Source organism: Acinetobacter sp. 231_lipA, from assembly GCF_058243005.1.
In genome coordinates this window covers 1891893-1907859 of the sequence record NZ_JBZAYU010000001.1, presented here as the reverse complement: position 1 = coordinate 1907859, position 15967 = coordinate 1891893, and the positions used below count along the sequence as shown (strand labels likewise).

Genomic DNA, 15967 nt, shown 5'->3' with positions numbered 1-15967 from the left:
TCAAAGTTATCCACAACTTAATTCTTTGTTTATGAGTGACTAATTTCACTTAATTCAGAAGTTTTGCCTACATGATTTTCAGTAGAAGTATCCTCAGCAAAATAACCCAAGATGGCATCCAATCTTAAAATAAACTCAGGGCTAGCACGCCAACTTAAAACCCCTTGATCAGGCTGCCCACTCATCCCTCTCAAATAAAGATAACTCGCCTGACCAAGATGTTTTTCAATATCATAGTCCAGCAAATTCACTGTTAAATAACGATGCAAAGCTACCAAATACAAACCCGCCTGCAACCAATAACTGGCATGTGACATATTCAATTGGATTGCATCATGATTGTAGCTCTGCTGATCCGCCCCTAAGAAGTTACTTTTATAATCGGCAATGTGATAACGCTGACCATCAAAATAAACCAAGTCTATCGAACCTGTCAGATAACGAGCAGAATTGGCTTCATTTAAGTCGAGTAGATCAATCCCGTATTCTTGAAACAATGCCTGTATGCGTTTAATCGCCAGCACATGATCGGACAATGACAAATAAAAAGGAAACTCAGCCAAGTGTTCATCGGCTTTGAGTTGCTTCAACTGAAAACCTGCATGCAAAGGCGTTTCTAGCACATCTGCTAACCACTCTTGCATCCACAGCACCAATTGAGTTTCATCATCCTGTCCAAACTCATGTTGATATTTGCCCAATAACTCTTGCCACAGTAAGGGACTATCATTTTTAAAACGACGATGAATTTCCAGTCCCCAGTCACCCGAGTCCTGAAAGTCAATATGCTCGAAAATTTCGTGCAGGAAGGTTCCCGCAGTCGTCCCCATTGGAAACTGCCGTTTAATCCAAGCCAAAGGCTGACTCAGCTCCACATCCTCAAGCACAGGATGATTAATCTCGTCATCCGCACTGCCCGCTTTCTCGCTCAAAACCGCTAAGGCATCTATTGCCTCTTTACGACTCAAATGCTGTGCCAACGCACTAAAACTGGTTTTAGAACGTGGATAAAAACGCTGTTCAGGAAAAGCCAAAGCTTGTAACTGAATGATCTCTTGCTGCTCGGCTGGCTGTAAACGGATCGGCTTTTCGGCCAATAATGCTTCATCACCACTGGCAGGATGTTCAAATAGATTACCTGCTTGGCCACGCCAAAATGCCAATGCCGTATTTGATTTATATTCCTGATCTTGCAGCAAGGCATACACGCGGTGACTGGCACGGGTCAGTGCGACGTACCATAAGCGATGCTGTTCTGCTTCGGCACGCTCATTGTGTTGCTCAATCGCGGCTGGGTCTAACAGGTTGGCATCATTTACTGCCACGATGCGCTGTAACTCGCTCTGCCCTGTCGTCGGATTGATCTGTTCCAGTGTTGAAAAGTTTAAGGTTTTATTCATTTCCTTAAAGTCTTTGTCGGCACCCAGCAAGAACACCATTTTAAACTCTAAACCTTTGGACTGATGAATGGTCATCAGCTGTACGCCTGTGGCATTGGAGAGTTTGCGTTCCAACTCCCACTCACGTTCCGCAGGCAAATGTAACTGTTTGAGATACCAATGATACAGTTTCTGCGCGCCTTGGAACTGCTCACTATGTTGGCTCAACAACTCAGTCAAATGCCGTAGATTGACCACAGTCCGTTCGTTGTCTCGGCTTTGGTAAGCCACCAAGTTTTTCCACACTTTAAACAGGTTTAAAGCGTACTGCCATGCACTTAAAAAGCCTTTATTGATCCACATGTCGCGGATGTCATCAAAATCTGCCATAAACTGGCTCAAACCGTTGGCTTGCTTTTCCAATTCCAGTAACTGTTTTAAATCAATCGCCAGCAGCCGACTCAAAAGCGCACGGCGAACTTTGGCTTCATCAAAAGGATGCATCATTGCGGTCAATAGCGCACCGACATCTTTCGCGACCTGACTTTCAAACACACTGCGTTTAGACGGACGGTTGACCAAAACTCCCAAACGCTCTAGTTCAAACTGAACTTTGTCCAAGCCATCATGGTTTTTCGACAACACCGCGATATCATTTGCCCCCATAAACTGTGGCGGATCATCTGCCACATAGAGTTGCTGTTGAATGCCTTGGTTGATTAAATCACGAATTTTCCATGCCACTTGTTGAGCTTCATTTTTCTTGTCTTCAAGTAACAGCCAACGCAGCGGTACATGGTTTTCACCCTGTGCATCGACCAAAGCAGGATGTGGTCGAGTCCCTGCTTCTACAGGCTGGTAATAGACCTGCTCACCAAAGTCCTGTTGGCGTTGGAATAAAGCATCCACCACCTGTACCAACTTTTGCACAGAGCGATGATTATATTTCAAACTATACTGCCGACCTTGCTTTGCCAAAACATCTAAACGTGCCTTGTTATACGTCAGCATGTCACCACCACGAAAGCCATAAATGGCTTGTTTCGGGTCACCGACCATAATCATACAGCCTTGGTGATAACGCTGTACATCACGCCAAATTCGCGCCAGCATGTCATCTTGGTCTTGGTTGGTGTCTTGAAACTCATCCACTAAAATGAGCGGATAGCGTGCCTGTACAAACTGAGCAAAGCGCCTGCCTTGTTCACCCTGTAAGGCTTCTGACAAGGTACGGATTTGCTGGGCAAAAGTCGTTTCACTCTTTTGCTGCAAGACTTGTGGTAATCGCTTTTTCACCTCAGAACTTAAGTGATATTTTAAATACGCATCCAGCACATCCAAATTGAGCTCTAGCTCTGCCAATGCGTCTAAGAAACTGCGGACCTGTCGCCACACAGGATGCTGCTCAAACTGTTCCAGTACATCTACAGCACATTTGTTTAAGACTTTTTTCGTTGCGAGGTCAGTCAGGTGCTTTAAGGTTTTTTCAAAATGTGGCGCGAATAAAGCATAAGCTCGTTGCTCTTTCAGGGCGGTCAAAAAAGCAGGTAAGTCCTGACATAAAATACGCTCCATCAAAGCATCGGTGCGCCACTTCTTCCCCAACACCGCATGGTATTGGCCCTCAGGGGCATAATAGTCTTTCAAGCTTTCAATCTGCGCCACATCCAGCGCGGTAAATTGATCAATGGCCTGCTCAAATTGCGTCAAATCAAGCACAGGTTTTTCCACCTGTTGAAACTGTGCCGATGCAAAGTTCAAACTATTTTCAACAATCGGCACATAAGCCTGTTCAGTCTTTAATTTTTGTTTTAACAGTAAATAATTCACCACAGGCTGTGGCTGTGCCTGAATCCACTCACGTAACACATCATGAATGAGCTGCTGAGTATAACTCTGCGCATCATCGGTAATATCCGCACGCTCAATCTTGCCACTTTCAAAAGAAAACTCACGCAGTAACTTTTGGCTAAAACTGTCCAGTGTGCCGACGAACAGCTCATCTAACTGATCAATCACCAACTTCAAACGCTCTTGGGCAAAACCGACCCGTTGTGCATAGTCTGTGAGCACCTTGGTAAAAAGCGGATCTTGTTCAGCGGCAATTTTGGCCTGTATCTCTCGCTCAGTCAGACTCTGACAACCTTCAAAATAACGTAAAGTTTCGATCAAACGAGCCCGAACGCGACTTTTCAGCTCCGCAGCGGCAGCACGGGTGAAGGTGGTTGCAATGACCTGATTCGGCAAATAGGCCCCAAGAAAAATACGCACCATCAAACTGGATAAAGTAAAAGTCTTGCCTGTGCCTGCTGAAGCTTCAATCCAATGCAAGCCCTGAAAGCTCATATCGGCAATGGGTTGATAAGACATGTTCGATGTAGAGACCTGAGACTGTGCTGTCATGACTTAGTCCTCAAGGCTTTGCTGATGCAAAAATATCGGATGATATAGTTCATAAGAAAACTGCTCGCAGGCATGGGCAAGTAATGCCTTGGCATCCTGCTCTTGTAGAATAAACTGCCAGTCGCGGTGTGCTTTATTGGCTTCGTTTTCAGTCATTGAAAAACCACTAAAGCGACCATCTTCTTCCCAAACTTTATAAATGGCGTCCATGTCGGCAATCACCATCTGTCCCTGATCATTCAATTGCCATTCATGGGTTTTATCTTTTTCTGCAATTTTCAGTAACAAGGCCGCAGGTAAAACCAAAGGCTGAGTTTGTGCATACTCCCATGCTTTCAACCAAGGTTTGAGCCATTCACGCGCCTGATTTGAACTCACACCAGTACATAAAATGGTTCGGTCACTAAACACCACGATGCGTTGATATTGCTGTCCGCCCTCACCCAAATTGACATAAGCCAACCACAGTAAATACTCTAACCAAACTTTGGCACGGCGCTTTGCCCGAGCACTGGATGCTTCTACACTGACCCATTTTTCAGCACTAAATTTGGCTAGGGTGACATTGATCTGTAAATGTTCATTCACCTTCCAGACTTGTTGGGTCGTGGCTGTAGCCTCAGGCGCATAACGTTGTAAACGTGTCAGCAAGCGCTGCTGTTCAAGCACGCTCATTTGCCAGACCCCATCTTGGACTTTACCAATCGGCAGTTGATCCATCAGAAGATTGGCATCTGCCGCTGCCTCATGTTGTTGTAAAAAATGACGAATGGCATAACGTCCTAAACCATCGAGCAGTAACGGTTCTTGCGTTGCAGGAATCTCTTCTGGTTTTAAGTTTTCCACGCCTAAAGTCTTGAGATACAGCCTTGCAGGGAAAGTGATGTCCTGAATCCACTGCTGACTATCAAGAACTTGAATATCTTGCTCTAATTTTGGATAAGGCGTGTTAACCCAACTACTCCGTTGCCCCGATGCATACTGTAGTTGTTTCGCGACCTGAAACCATTGATCCTGAAAACGAATACTGTGCTCAGACTCAAAACCACGCGGATCAAAAGGCAATAAAGGATGGACATGATACAGCGATGCCAACTGTGCAGGGACAGTCACACCATGCTTATCAACCGTTGCATTGACCCTCTTGCTTTGTATGTCAGGCTGCACAATAAAGGCCATATGCTGAATCAGTTCTTGCAATACCGTAGACGGATCACGGACTTCACCATCGTTGATATCAAAGCCATTATAAAATAACCATATGTTCTCTTGTGCCAACAACAAGGCATCTAGAAAAGCCCCTTGATCATCTTCCAAACGGGAACGATCCCCCAGTTGTGGCTTCAGCAAGTCCATCAGGTCAAAAGGCAAATGCGCACTGCGGTTGGGAAACTTGCCACTGTCCAAGCCCAACATCACGATCAACTTATACGGCACAGGTCGAATCTGGCCAATTTGACTAAACGTGATCTGCCCCGTGGGTTCTGCATAGTCCAGTTGCGCTTCTAAGGTCTTTTGGATTTCTTCTAATACATAAGGCAAAGGTAAACTTAAACTGCGCAGTGCATGATGGTCGTGTTCGTCATAGAAACTCGCCAAGGTCAGCATACGTTCTTGTTTTTTGACCATCTTATACACTGCGGCCAAAGACTCGACACCTGCGGCTTCAAACTCGCGAATATCTTCCATCAAACTATTCAGCCAAGTTTCCGCAGTTGTCCGTTGTCCAGTTTCATGCGCGATCATCCACTCGGAACGGTGTTTAAAATCTTGATAAATTTCAATCAAAACACCAATCAGCTCAAAATCACTCGACTGTACTTGGGCATAGCTCAAGGTCTCATGAAACAGCACATGTTCTGGTACAGCGACGCCTAACGCCAAACGATCTAAGGCAAACTTCAGACTATAACGATAGTCATCATCACCTTCGGCCAGACTACGTTTTAAATGCTCGGCATCCAATCCACGTTTAAAGCCCGCGTTGATCAACAGCTCCGTCATTCGCTCGATCATATTCATGTCTAAGCCGTAACGTTGTTGCGTTGCATTTAAACTGAGCCAATCAGCAAAGTCCTCAATACTGAAACGCCCCCGCACCAAGACCATCCGTCCCAGCACAGCACGCCAGGCATTTAAGGCATCGAGTTGAGTCACGCCTGCCAGCTTAATCGGCAGATAAATACTGTCTTTACTGAGTTGGTGACCCTTTTGCAAAGCTTCACGCTCATGCGGAGGAGGCGCAAAAACACTGCGAATAAAAGGTTCTAGCTCAGTCAAACTGGGCGTCAACACTAAAATATCGCTTGGACGTCGCGGTGCATCAGCCGTGCCCTGAGCCAACCAATGCGTCAGTTGATCTTTGAGGACTTCAAGCTGTCTAAGGCTGGAGTGACAGACATGAATCTGTATCGAATCATCTTGTTCAGCCAAGGCATACTGATGCTGCGTAGGTTCTACCAAATACAGGACATCAGACTGAATTTTACCAAGTAAAGTTTCTGGATATTCATCGACAAAGATATCGGCCCAGACGCCGTCTTCACCTGAAGAAAGGCTGGAAAGTAAAGAGAAATGGTCGCGCGCTTGTTTACCAAATCGGGTCAGTAAAGGATGGCGAGACTCTCGGGTTTCTGCATTAAAATTGAGGGTAAACTCATCAAAAAACTGCTGAATCTCGGCATCATTGGCATTTGGATTTTTTTCAATAAAACGCTGCTTCACCCGTGCGTCATAACGCGCTTTCCAATTGGGATCGACACTGTCCGCCCAATATTCTTGCGATGGGTTATAGTGAAAAATAAAGATCTCGAGGTATTGTCCCAATCGATGTAAAAACTCCAATTGCCTTGGCGGTAAATCTAAAACCGTAAATACCACCAACTGTGCAGGCAACTTTTTAAGTGCAGCGTCTCGGGTCTCTGCTTGATCGAGTAAGCCCCAAAATGCAGTATCAATACGCTGAATTTGTTCAAAGTCAGCATGGAACACCACTTGCCAGAGCCAACGTTGCCATGCTTCCAATTCATAAGCTTGATTGAGTTGAAAAGCACTGAGTTCTTGCTGAGTTTTAAAGAACATCTGCTCCAAATCGAGCGGCTGGTTTTTGCCCCACGCTTGTAACCAATTGGTCTGGCAACGGCAACTTTGCGGTGGGCAGCCTTTGGTGCAATGCCCACGATAATCCATATAAAAACTAAACAGCCGTGAAACCTGCTCCGCGACCCAATACAGCATGCTTTGCTTTTTGAGCTGTTTATCGATGCCTTGTTGCAAACGGTCAGCGCTGGCATAGATCCGCTGAATAATCGGATACAACGGATGAGCAACCTCTAAAGGATTCAGCTCGGCTTGTATAAATTCTTTTAAGGCTTGAAAGACACGCCATTTAATAATCAATCGCGGAATATTGGCTTTACGGACTTCATCTTTTTGGTCGACCAAAACCCACTGATAAGCCGACCATTGAAAACCACGAATACGATGATGAAACTGCGTGTTGGCACTAATGCCCTGCTGTTCTGCCAACTTTTGTGTTAGCCAAGCCTCAACCGCAGGTGAAGGTACAATAAAATGCTGTGCTTGCAGCACTTGAAAGGCATTTTTGGCCGGTTTAAAGACGGTTTTTTGCATGGCTTGCAACAGAACATCAATACGCTGACTTTGTATTACGTGTATCGCCATGTTTCCTCTCAAATAACCATCTTATGAAAAATCTACAAAAGTACACAGATTATTGACTATACTTCTGGTTCTGTCTATGTCACTTTGATGACATATTTCTATTTAAAATTTGCTTTAAAATACGTACTTTAAGCAAAACTAGAATCAATGTGAATCAGGATATTTTAGGATTTAGAAAATGAAATTAGAGCATATTCCAGAAAAAATTGATCCCTCTTTAAATTTAGAACAAATCCGTGAAGAGTGTTTGGATTTAGTCAAAAAGCGCGCCTATTTTTCCGCAGGTGCAGCGGTTATTCCAGTCCCTTTCCTTGATGTGGTGATTGATGTGGGCATATTGTCGCAGTTGATTCCCGAAATTAATGCCCGCTTTGGTTTAACCCCAGAGCAAGTCAGTGTCTACGACCCAGAAACCAAGCAAATACATTGGTCAGAACTGCGTAAACGTGGCGTGGAGTTCTCTGGACTGGTGGTGGCACGTACAGCCGTGAAGAAATCCCTCAATAACATGGCAGCCAAATACATCACCAAACAAGTCACCAAATTCATTCCCTTAGGTGGACAAATGATTGCGGCCAGCTTGGGTTATGTCGTGATGAAAAAAATTGCGGAAACCCATGTGGAAGAGTCGTATAAGCTCGCCAAAGGCATTCAACTGAAACAAGCCGCTGAACAAGGAATTCCTGTTGCAGCGCCAGTGACTCAAATTCCCTTAAGTTAAAGAACTAAATCCGCCTCTAAAAAACGGTCAAATGACCATAATGCCAGTCCACTAAAAAGCCGACTGGCATGTCTTTTTAAACTCTAAATTCTCATCGATACACAACAACGTCATTCGCAACCTGCTCAGCCTTTAAAATGGACTGTTTTTGCAATAAAAGTTGTTTTATATACAAAAATTGAACAGGTTTTGCGAATGACAAATGTTTTTGGTTCTTTTGGCTAAACAAAAGAACCAAACGAACTCCAAAAATTAGACTTTAAGCGGTAAGACTCCGCAATAAAGAACTAAAAATGCAACCTGAAATCGACTCAAATATTCCACCAACTTATTGAAAAATAACTATCTTGGCAGAGTCTTATCAGGCTCTTATCCAATTTCATCACTATCCAGAGGCTCGCCCTACTTTTCTTTCGGGAAAAGTAGGCAAAACCATTTTCATCTGCAAAACCTGTTCTCTTTTTGGATTTATTAAAATAAATCGCAGACATTATTTTACTTACACCATGCAGGTTGCAAATGACATTTCCGTGTATCGTATTTTTGTCGAGCTCAGGTTAAAAGGTTAATACGAAACTACTTAACCAACTCACATTAGCTCAAATGACCGTTTTTAAGCTTTTTAATCTGTATCGCGATCCGCTTTGAGCTGTTTTAAAATTGCCCTTAAGACTTCAATTCGGGCCTGTTGTTTATCATTGGTGGAAATAATATACCAAGGCGCATAACCCGTATCGGTATGTGCAAACATATCCGCGGCTGCCTTTAAATAGTCATCCCATTTGTCGCGATTGCGCCAATCTTCTTCGGTAATTTTAAAGCGTTTATGCGGAGTACTTTCGCGGGCTTTAAAACGCGCTGCTTGTTCATCTTTATCAATCGCCAGCCAAAACTTAATCAATACGGTTTGACTGTTGCTGAGGTTTTTTTCAAAACGATTGATTTCCGCATAAGCGCGTTGCCACTCCACCTCGGTTGCGAAGCCTTCTACCCGTTCTACCAAAACGCGTCCATACCACGTTCGATCAAAAATAGTGATGTCATCCGACTGCAATTTGCTCCAAAAACGCCACTGGTAAGGACGGCGTAACTCATACTTTTCAGGTGCGGCAATGGTATGAATTTCATATTCTCGCGGGTCGAGCTTTTTCACAATGCGCTTAATCGCCCCCCCTTTCCCAGCGGCATCCATACCTTCAAAAGCGATCACCACTTTACGGTCATCACAGCGGATGGCATCGGCCACTTGTTTAGTGAGTTTTTTTAACTCTGCTTTATAGTTTGCATCCTCAGCTTGAGGGGCTTCAAACTGAGTCAGAATATCCGGTATCGCTGCTTGCTGCCACTTTAGCGCGGCCTTTTTTTCATGCTCTGGACAGTGTCGCAGCGCTGTTAAAATTGCTTGTGCAAAATTGTGATTACGCAAATCTTCATCTTCACCATCAATGATTTGCCAGTCATCGGTGAAGCGCGTACGTAGCTTTTGTAAGGTGTCATATTGTTTTTTATTGCGCCAGTCTAGCCCATGCAACTTATGCCAATGCACTTCGCTCGGGTCCATATCATCCAGACGCTTTTGCAGAGACTTCCACGACAAATCGAACCAAACTTTTAAGACATCTACGTTGTTGTTTTTTAAGTCCTGCTCAAAGGCTCGCATATTGCTGACGTATTCATCAAACAAAGTGTCGTCCAAAGGCTTTGAAGCATGCATAGCCGTAGCCAACAAATCCCCATACCAATTACCAAACCACACCATAATTTGCCCTTCGGCAGGTACAAATCGAGTATAGGGCTGCCAAAAAGGCTGTTTTAGATTAAACAAGTGCGGTGGATCGGCTTTGACATATAAAAAACGCGGATCGACCCATTCGCGCAGCTGTTTCACCGCTTCGCCTTTACCCGCAAGTTCAATTCCACTGACCAAAATCACTAAACTTTTTGCATTGCTCTGATCACGGGTATTCATCAACGCATATTGCGCTTCAATTAAGTCCAGTGAAAGCTGTTCTTCGTTCAGCACTGCACTGGCGATCGTTTCTGTATCCATTACCCCTCCTTTTTTCTATTTAATCAAATCACTAGATCCTAAAAAATGATGCTCTAGATGATTTTCACACGCGTCTTTTGACTACTTCTACATCAAACTGACCACAAATAAATAGTTTTTTTGTCACTTTGTCATAGCGAGTTCCGTCATCACGCACTAAGATTTAGCTATCTTTAAATAGAACTGAGACAGCAAATGTCCAAACTCGCCGCCCTCGATGAGCTTTTAGAACAGTATTACCAATTGCATTATCATCAAGATTCGGTGCTCTTCCAACGTTTACAAGATGTGCAAGTCTGGCAAAAACAACGGATGCAGCGCACGCATAACAAGGCTTTTGCAGAAAAACAAAACCTATTGATGGCCGAGTATTTTATCAACCGTTTATATGGTGGCCCAGATTTTGACGCTTTGGCAGGACAAATTGCACGCTTGAGCAAATATGCGCACAAAGCGGAGAAATTAATTCCCGAAAATGCCATTAAAACCGGTACCTCTGGGGTTGAACTGGCAATTTTGGCGGTGCGACTGGATGAACAAGTGGCGATGCAATTGCTGAAAGATCACCATCCCTCTGAAGCCTTAACCGATGATTTGATGCGCCAAGCCTATTTAAAACTAGAACAAGGCGAAGAACGCTTGAAACAGCTGTATTTACTCGATCAATTGGGTAAGAACCTCGATAAATACATGCGCTCTTTTATGGTCTATACCGCTTTTAAGATGTGTAAAGGGACGGCCAACAAATATAACTTCAATGTCATGTATGAATTTATGCAGGATGGCTTTTTGGCCATGAAACCGCTAAGGTCGGCGGAGAAATTTGTGAAAGACTTTACTGCGGTGGAACGTCAAATTATTGATAAAGTCCATGCGGGGCATTTGTATCCTTTTCAGTAAATTTCAACGAATGACTTGATAAAAATAAGCCAGCAGCAGCTTTGCTCTGCTGTTTTTCTGTATATTATTCAGCACAATTGCATGATGGTTACTGTACAACGTCCTAGAATCTGTCATCATGCATGCACTGCAACATTTACCCTATTGCTATGTTAGGAGTGACTCCCATGTCGAATGAAAATCAAACGCCTACCGCTACTCAAGAGTCGGCACAAAACACAGACAAAGTGAGTCCATTTTTAACTGAACCATTACCCCAAGGCACGGCGCAAGGTCAACAAAAATCATTACAACAACAGTTGACTGATACCCCTGTGACGGGTTCTGTACCCAAATACAATCTTCCTCGCGGTGCTAACACAGGTAACGTCGGCAGTACCACACACTTTGGTTACCAGACAGTGAGCAGTGAAGATAAAGCGCAAAAAGTGGCGGAAGTTTTCCACTCGGTTGCCAGTAAATACGACATTATGAATGACTTGATGTCTTTTGGTATTCACCGTCTATGGAAACGTTTTGCGATCAATATGTCAGGGGTTCGTCGTGGTCAACGCGTATTAGATATTGCTGGCGGGACAGGCGACTTGGCTAAAGTGTTTAGCCGCGAAGTTGGCCCTACAGGTCATGTAGTACTTTCAGACATTAATGAATCGATGTTGAATGTGGGTCGAGATCGTTTAATCGATGCAGGCTGCACCAATGTTGACTTCGTATTAGCCAATGCTGAAACCCTCGATCCATTTGAAGACAACAGCTTTGACCTACTCACGATCTCGTTTGGTCTACGTAATGTGACCGATAAAGATGCAGCACTTGCAGCGATGTACCGCGTGCTTAAACCAGGTGGTCGCCTACTGGTATTAGAGTTCTCTAAACCTGTGTTTGAACCATTTTCAAAACTGTACGATCTATATTCGTTCACTGCACTGCCGATCATGGGCAAAATTATTGCCAATGACTCAGAAAGCTATAAATATTTAGCCGAGTCCATTCGTATGCACCCAGACCAACGCACGCTAAAAGGCATGATGGAAAATGCAGGCTTCCAAAACTGTGACTATCACAACCTGACAGGCGGTATCGTTGCTGTACACCGTGGTTTTAAACTTTAAAATTAAACGTTTAAGGGCAAATTATGTGGTCGATTCTGGCACTCGGTGCAATTGAACGATTAATTCATCATGTGATTAATTTGGATGCGATCACTCGCATCCAGCTCAATGAACTACAAGGCAAGATGTTACGTGTGGTGATCGCGTCCCCGCAACTGTCTGTAGATGTGTTCTTTGACCAAGCCAAAGTGCGCTTAGAACCTACCGTTACAGGGCATAGTGAAACAGCGTCCATTTTCGAACAACGCCCTTTTGACCAAGCTCAATCTCACACCCCAGCAACCGCAACTTTAACGGTAGCCAATGTGGTTGAGCTGCTCAAGCTATTACTGGCAGATGATGTCGGTACTATCCCACTCCAAGGTGATTATCACCTTCTACAGGATATTCAACGGATTATGCAACACGCTGAGCCGGACTTGGCTGCGTATTTAAGCCCGTGGATTGGCCCAAGTTTGGCGCATGAATTGGCCAAAATTCAGCTGACACCAAAACACATCAAACAGGCCTTACAAAGTCATTTGTTTTTTGCTGAAGATGCCTTGAAAGAAGACAGTGGTCTATTTGCCCCGCGTTGGCAAATGGATGATCTGCATCAAGATACCCGCATTTTTAATCAAAACTTAGATCGTGCCGAAGCCAAAATTCAACAACTTCAAGCACAGATTGACACTCAAGACTCAACTCAAAACTAGGTATTTACATATATGATTCCGCACGTTTCACGTTTACTCGAACTTTGGCGCATTGCCGCGCACTATAGACTCGACACGTTGTTTCCTGCGGAAGAATTGCCTGAAAAAGCGCGCCATGCGCTGGGTGTAATTCGTATGCACCCTGCGGCATGGTCCAGTCGTGAACGAAAAAACCCACTGAAGCTCAAACAAGCTTTAGAGGAAATGGGACCACTGGCGATTAAAATGGGACAACTGCTGTCTACTCGTCGTGACCTGATTCCACCTGAAGTGCTACAACAACTGGTTCTACTCCAAGACCGTGTCAAACCCTTTGGTTCTGATGTCGCGAAAATGCGCATTCAAGACTCACTGAAAGCAGATGTAAATACGCTGTTTGCACGCTTCGACGAACAACCTTTGGCAGCAGCCTCGATTGCTCAAGTACATACAGCCGCTTTACATGATGGGCGCGAAGTGGTGGTGAAAGTCACCCGTCCCGCTATTCGTAGTCAAATTTTACAAGACTTTGAAATTTTAGAATGGTTGGGCGATTTTCTTGAAAAACGCCTAGAAGCCGCGCGTGCACTACACTTATCTGAAATTATTCAGGACTATCGTCAGGTCATCTTAAATGAACTGGATTTGACCTTAGAAGCCGACAATACCCGTCGTATGCGCCATTACTTTACAGGCTCAAGCATGATGTATGTGCCTGAAGTCTATATGGATAGCAAAGACGTGATGGTGGCTGAACGCATTACGGGCGTTCCCATTTCAGACATTGAAACCTTTGAAAAGCTGGGGATGGATCGTAAAGATCTGGCGGAAAAAGGCTTAACCATTTTCTTTACCCAAGTCTTCCGTGACAACTTTTTCCATGCCGACATGCATCCGGGCAATGTCTTCGTTGAAACACTAAACCCAAGCCAACCACGCTATATTGCACTAGACTGTGCCATTATGGGTGAGTTGTCGAAGCACGACCAAATGACCGTGGCACGTATGCTGCTTGCGGTCATGAACAGCGACTTTATGCAACTGATTCAAATCGTGCATCAAGCTGGTTGGATTCCACCGGGCACAGACCAAGATGCACTAGCACGTGAAATGCGTCGCACGGTCGGGCCAATGGTGTCCAAACCTATGCATGAATTGGACTTCGCGGGCATTTTGATTCAAGTGATGGATATTGCACGACGCTTCCATTTGGAAATTCCACCACAGCTGATGCTGCTGCTTAAAACCCTCGTGCATGTTGAGGGTTTAGGTACAGACCTTTACCCAGAGCTGGACATTTGGAGTTTGGCAAAGCCAATCCTGACCGATTGGATCAAAGCGCAAATGAATCCACAGAAGAACCTAAAAGAGCTGGGACAAAAAATTCCGGACTTACTTTTAGGGGCACAAGACTTCCCGACGCTGTTGGTCGATAGCTTAAATGGTCTCAAAAACCAATCAGTTTGGCATGCTAAACAGCTCAATGAACTGCAAAGTATGCGCCTACAAATGGAGCATCAGCAAAAACGCAGTTGGATTTTTGGTAGTCTCATGGCCATTTTGCTGTCGATTGCGATTATCTCGCCTTGGTTTATTTCAGTGATTTTAATTGTACTCACCAGCTTACTGGCGGTGTGGCGCGTGTTTAAATAGACGCTTTCTGCTGTATTAAAAGCCTGAGTCTCTCAGGCTTTTTTATGTTTAACTTTTAAGTATAAAGTGACCTCAAAGTCATTATTGGATCACTTTTGCCAATGCGCTCATTCTCTCGCCAGTTAAAATGACAATATATATTGTCTCTTTGAATGATAACGATGACTCAAATCCTGCATAAACACCCTCCAGCTTTAAGCATTCGTGCAGGTAAATTAGCACGTCAACTCATTCAAAGCGAAGGCTTACAAGCTGAGCAGGTCGATATTGTGCCTGGCGCCGCAGGTGGGCCCAAAGGTATCGGGATTCAAGGTTTAGACCAAGCCATTTTTGGTGAATTCTTTGCTCGTGCACCGCAAAGACGGACTTTGATTGGTTCGTCCATTGGCAGTTGGCGCTTTGCCAGCATCTTAGCGCACGGTGCAAAAGCAGGTACCGAACGTTTAGGTGAACTCTATACCAACCTCTATTTTGACAAAAAAATGCAGCGTCAAGAAGTCAGTGATATTTGCCGTGGCATGCTGCTTGACTTGGTGCAAGGCAAAGAAGCGGAATTGGTCAATCATCCCGATTACCACCTCGCGGTACTGTCAATTAAGGCTCAACACATCTTCCAAAGTGACCAAGTTCTCCCGCTCTTGGCCTCTGTGGCAGGTATCATCGGCACAACCGCTGTTGCGCGAAAGCATAGTCGCCACTTTATGCAACGGGTGATTAGTCAGCCCAGTAATGGTAAACAATTTAAAGTGGAAGATGATTTTCCCACTCATTACCACAGTCTCACCGCTGCAAACGTTCTGCCTTGGCTGATTGCCTCAGCTTCTATTCCAGGTGTGATGGCCGCAATTCGCGATATTCCAGATGCACCACAAGGTAGTTATCGTGATGGTGGTCTGATTGATTATCACATCGATCTGCCTTTTGAGAGTCAAGGCATTGTGCTTTATCCACACTTTACGGACAGCATTACGCCGGGGTGGTTTGATAAGCTGTTTAAACGTCACGCCAATCCTGAAAATCAAGCCCGTACGCTACTCTTGTCTCCGTCCCAAGACTATTTACAGAGCTTACCTTTAGGACGCCTGCCCGATCGTAAAGATTTCACCCTCAAAGGGCTCGACCAAAAACAGCGCATTCAAATGTGGAACCAATGTATTTCTGAAAGTCAGCGCTTAGGTGATGAGTTCTTGGAAATGGTGGAAAAACAGCATTTTGCACAGGTCATACAAGATTTATAAACAAAATTTGCGCATGAATGTAATCTTGTTTAATCTGACCAAATAAAGAAAAATCGAGATTACATTTTTTTCTATGCTAACAATAATTTTAAGTGAACAAAAAAAATATGGTCAAGTCATTGAATTACAAAATAAATCGTGGGAAAAAATGTG

The 15967-nt window shown here is 44.4% G+C and carries 9 protein-coding genes; 6 read left to right on the top strand and 3 right to left on the bottom strand.

The genetic code is table 11. From position 1 onward, the window contains the following. Positions 1-29: 29 nt before the first annotated feature. Both AC4CUX_RS09340 and AC4CUX_RS09335 read right to left on the bottom strand, forming a co-directional pair. Positions 30-3782 carry a UvrD-helicase domain-containing protein gene (locus AC4CUX_RS09340; protein ID WP_490792352.1) on the bottom strand — a complete coding sequence of 1251 codons (3753 nt, stop codon included), beginning with the start codon at positions 3780-3782 and terminating at the stop codon, positions 30-32. A 3-nt stretch (positions 3783-3785) separates the two neighbouring features. Continuing rightward, positions 3786-7466: an exodeoxyribonuclease V subunit gamma gene (locus tag AC4CUX_RS09335; RefSeq protein ID WP_490751832.1), complete on the bottom strand. Its 3681-nt coding sequence runs from the start codon at positions 7464-7466 to the stop codon at positions 3786-3788. Between the two features lie 178 nt (positions 7467-7644). Here AC4CUX_RS09335 and AC4CUX_RS09330 point away from each other — a divergent pair, with 178 nt between their 5' ends. Beyond that, positions 7645-8187 carry a hypothetical protein gene (locus AC4CUX_RS09330; protein ID WP_004978793.1) on the top strand — a complete coding sequence of 181 codons (543 nt, stop codon included), beginning with the start codon at positions 7645-7647 and terminating at the stop codon, positions 8185-8187. A 622-nt stretch (positions 8188-8809) separates the two neighbouring features. Here the strand turns inward: AC4CUX_RS09330 and pap are convergent. Next, complete coding sequence (pap, locus tag AC4CUX_RS09325; protein ID WP_490792351.1) at positions 8810-10237, bottom strand: polyphosphate:AMP phosphotransferase; 1428 nt, start codon at positions 10235-10237, stop codon at positions 8810-8812. A 195-nt stretch (positions 10238-10432) separates the two neighbouring features. On the opposite strand from pap, the gene AC4CUX_RS09320 reads away from it, so the two are divergent. From AC4CUX_RS09320 to AC4CUX_RS09300, 5 genes are all read left to right on the top strand, one after another. Then, positions 10433-11137, top strand: coding sequence for a DUF8198 family protein (locus tag AC4CUX_RS09320; RefSeq protein ID WP_490792350.1), 705 nt, complete (start codon positions 10433-10435; stop codon positions 11135-11137). Positions 11138-11304: 167 nt separating this feature from the next. After that, positions 11305-12249: a bifunctional demethylmenaquinone methyltransferase/2-methoxy-6-polyprenyl-1,4-benzoquinol methylase UbiE gene (gene ubiE, locus AC4CUX_RS09315; protein WP_489774252.1), complete on the top strand. Its 945-nt coding sequence runs from the start codon at positions 11305-11307 to the stop codon at positions 12247-12249. A 23-nt stretch (positions 12250-12272) separates the two neighbouring features. Continuing rightward, positions 12273-12944 carry a ubiquinone biosynthesis accessory factor UbiJ gene (locus tag AC4CUX_RS09310; RefSeq protein ID WP_489774253.1) on the top strand — a complete coding sequence of 224 codons (672 nt, stop codon included), beginning with the start codon at positions 12273-12275 and terminating at the stop codon, positions 12942-12944. 12 nt (positions 12945-12956) lie between these two features. Further along, complete coding sequence (locus tag AC4CUX_RS09305) at positions 12957-14576, top strand: ABC1 kinase family protein (protein WP_489774254.1); 1620 nt, start codon at positions 12957-12959, stop codon at positions 14574-14576. A 161-nt stretch (positions 14577-14737) separates the two neighbouring features. Further along, on the top strand, positions 14738-15814 hold the full coding sequence (locus AC4CUX_RS09300) for a patatin-like phospholipase family protein (RefSeq protein WP_125281005.1): 1077 nt from the start codon (positions 14738-14740) through the stop codon (positions 15812-15814). Positions 15815-15967 lie beyond the last annotated feature (153 nt).

Bases quoted from the DNA above. Each gene is read 5' to 3' on its own strand.
- AC4CUX_RS09300 (WP_125281005.1), top strand. From the start codon at position 14,738: ATGACTCAAATCCTGCATAAACACCCTCCAGCTTTAAGCATTCGTGCA.
- pap (WP_490792351.1), bottom strand. From the start codon at position 10,237: ATGGATACAGAAACGATCGCCAGTGCAGTGCTGAACGAAGAACAGCTT.
- AC4CUX_RS09330 (WP_004978793.1), top strand. From the start codon at position 7,645: ATGAAATTAGAGCATATTCCAGAAAAAATTGATCCCTCTTTAAATTTA.
- AC4CUX_RS09305 (WP_489774254.1), top strand. From the start codon at position 12,957: ATGATTCCGCACGTTTCACGTTTACTCGAACTTTGGCGCATTGCCGCG.
- AC4CUX_RS09320 (WP_490792350.1), top strand. From the start codon at position 10,433: ATGTCCAAACTCGCCGCCCTCGATGAGCTTTTAGAACAGTATTACCAA.
- AC4CUX_RS09340 (WP_490792352.1), bottom strand. From the start codon at position 3,782: ATGACAGCACAGTCTCAGGTCTCTACATCGAACATGTCTTATCAACCC.
- AC4CUX_RS09310 (WP_489774253.1), top strand. From the start codon at position 12,273: ATGTGGTCGATTCTGGCACTCGGTGCAATTGAACGATTAATTCATCAT.
- AC4CUX_RS09335 (WP_490751832.1), bottom strand. From the start codon at position 7,466: ATGGCGATACACGTAATACAAAGTCAGCGTATTGATGTTCTGTTGCAA.
- ubiE (WP_489774252.1), top strand. From the start codon at position 11,305: ATGTCGAATGAAAATCAAACGCCTACCGCTACTCAAGAGTCGGCACAA.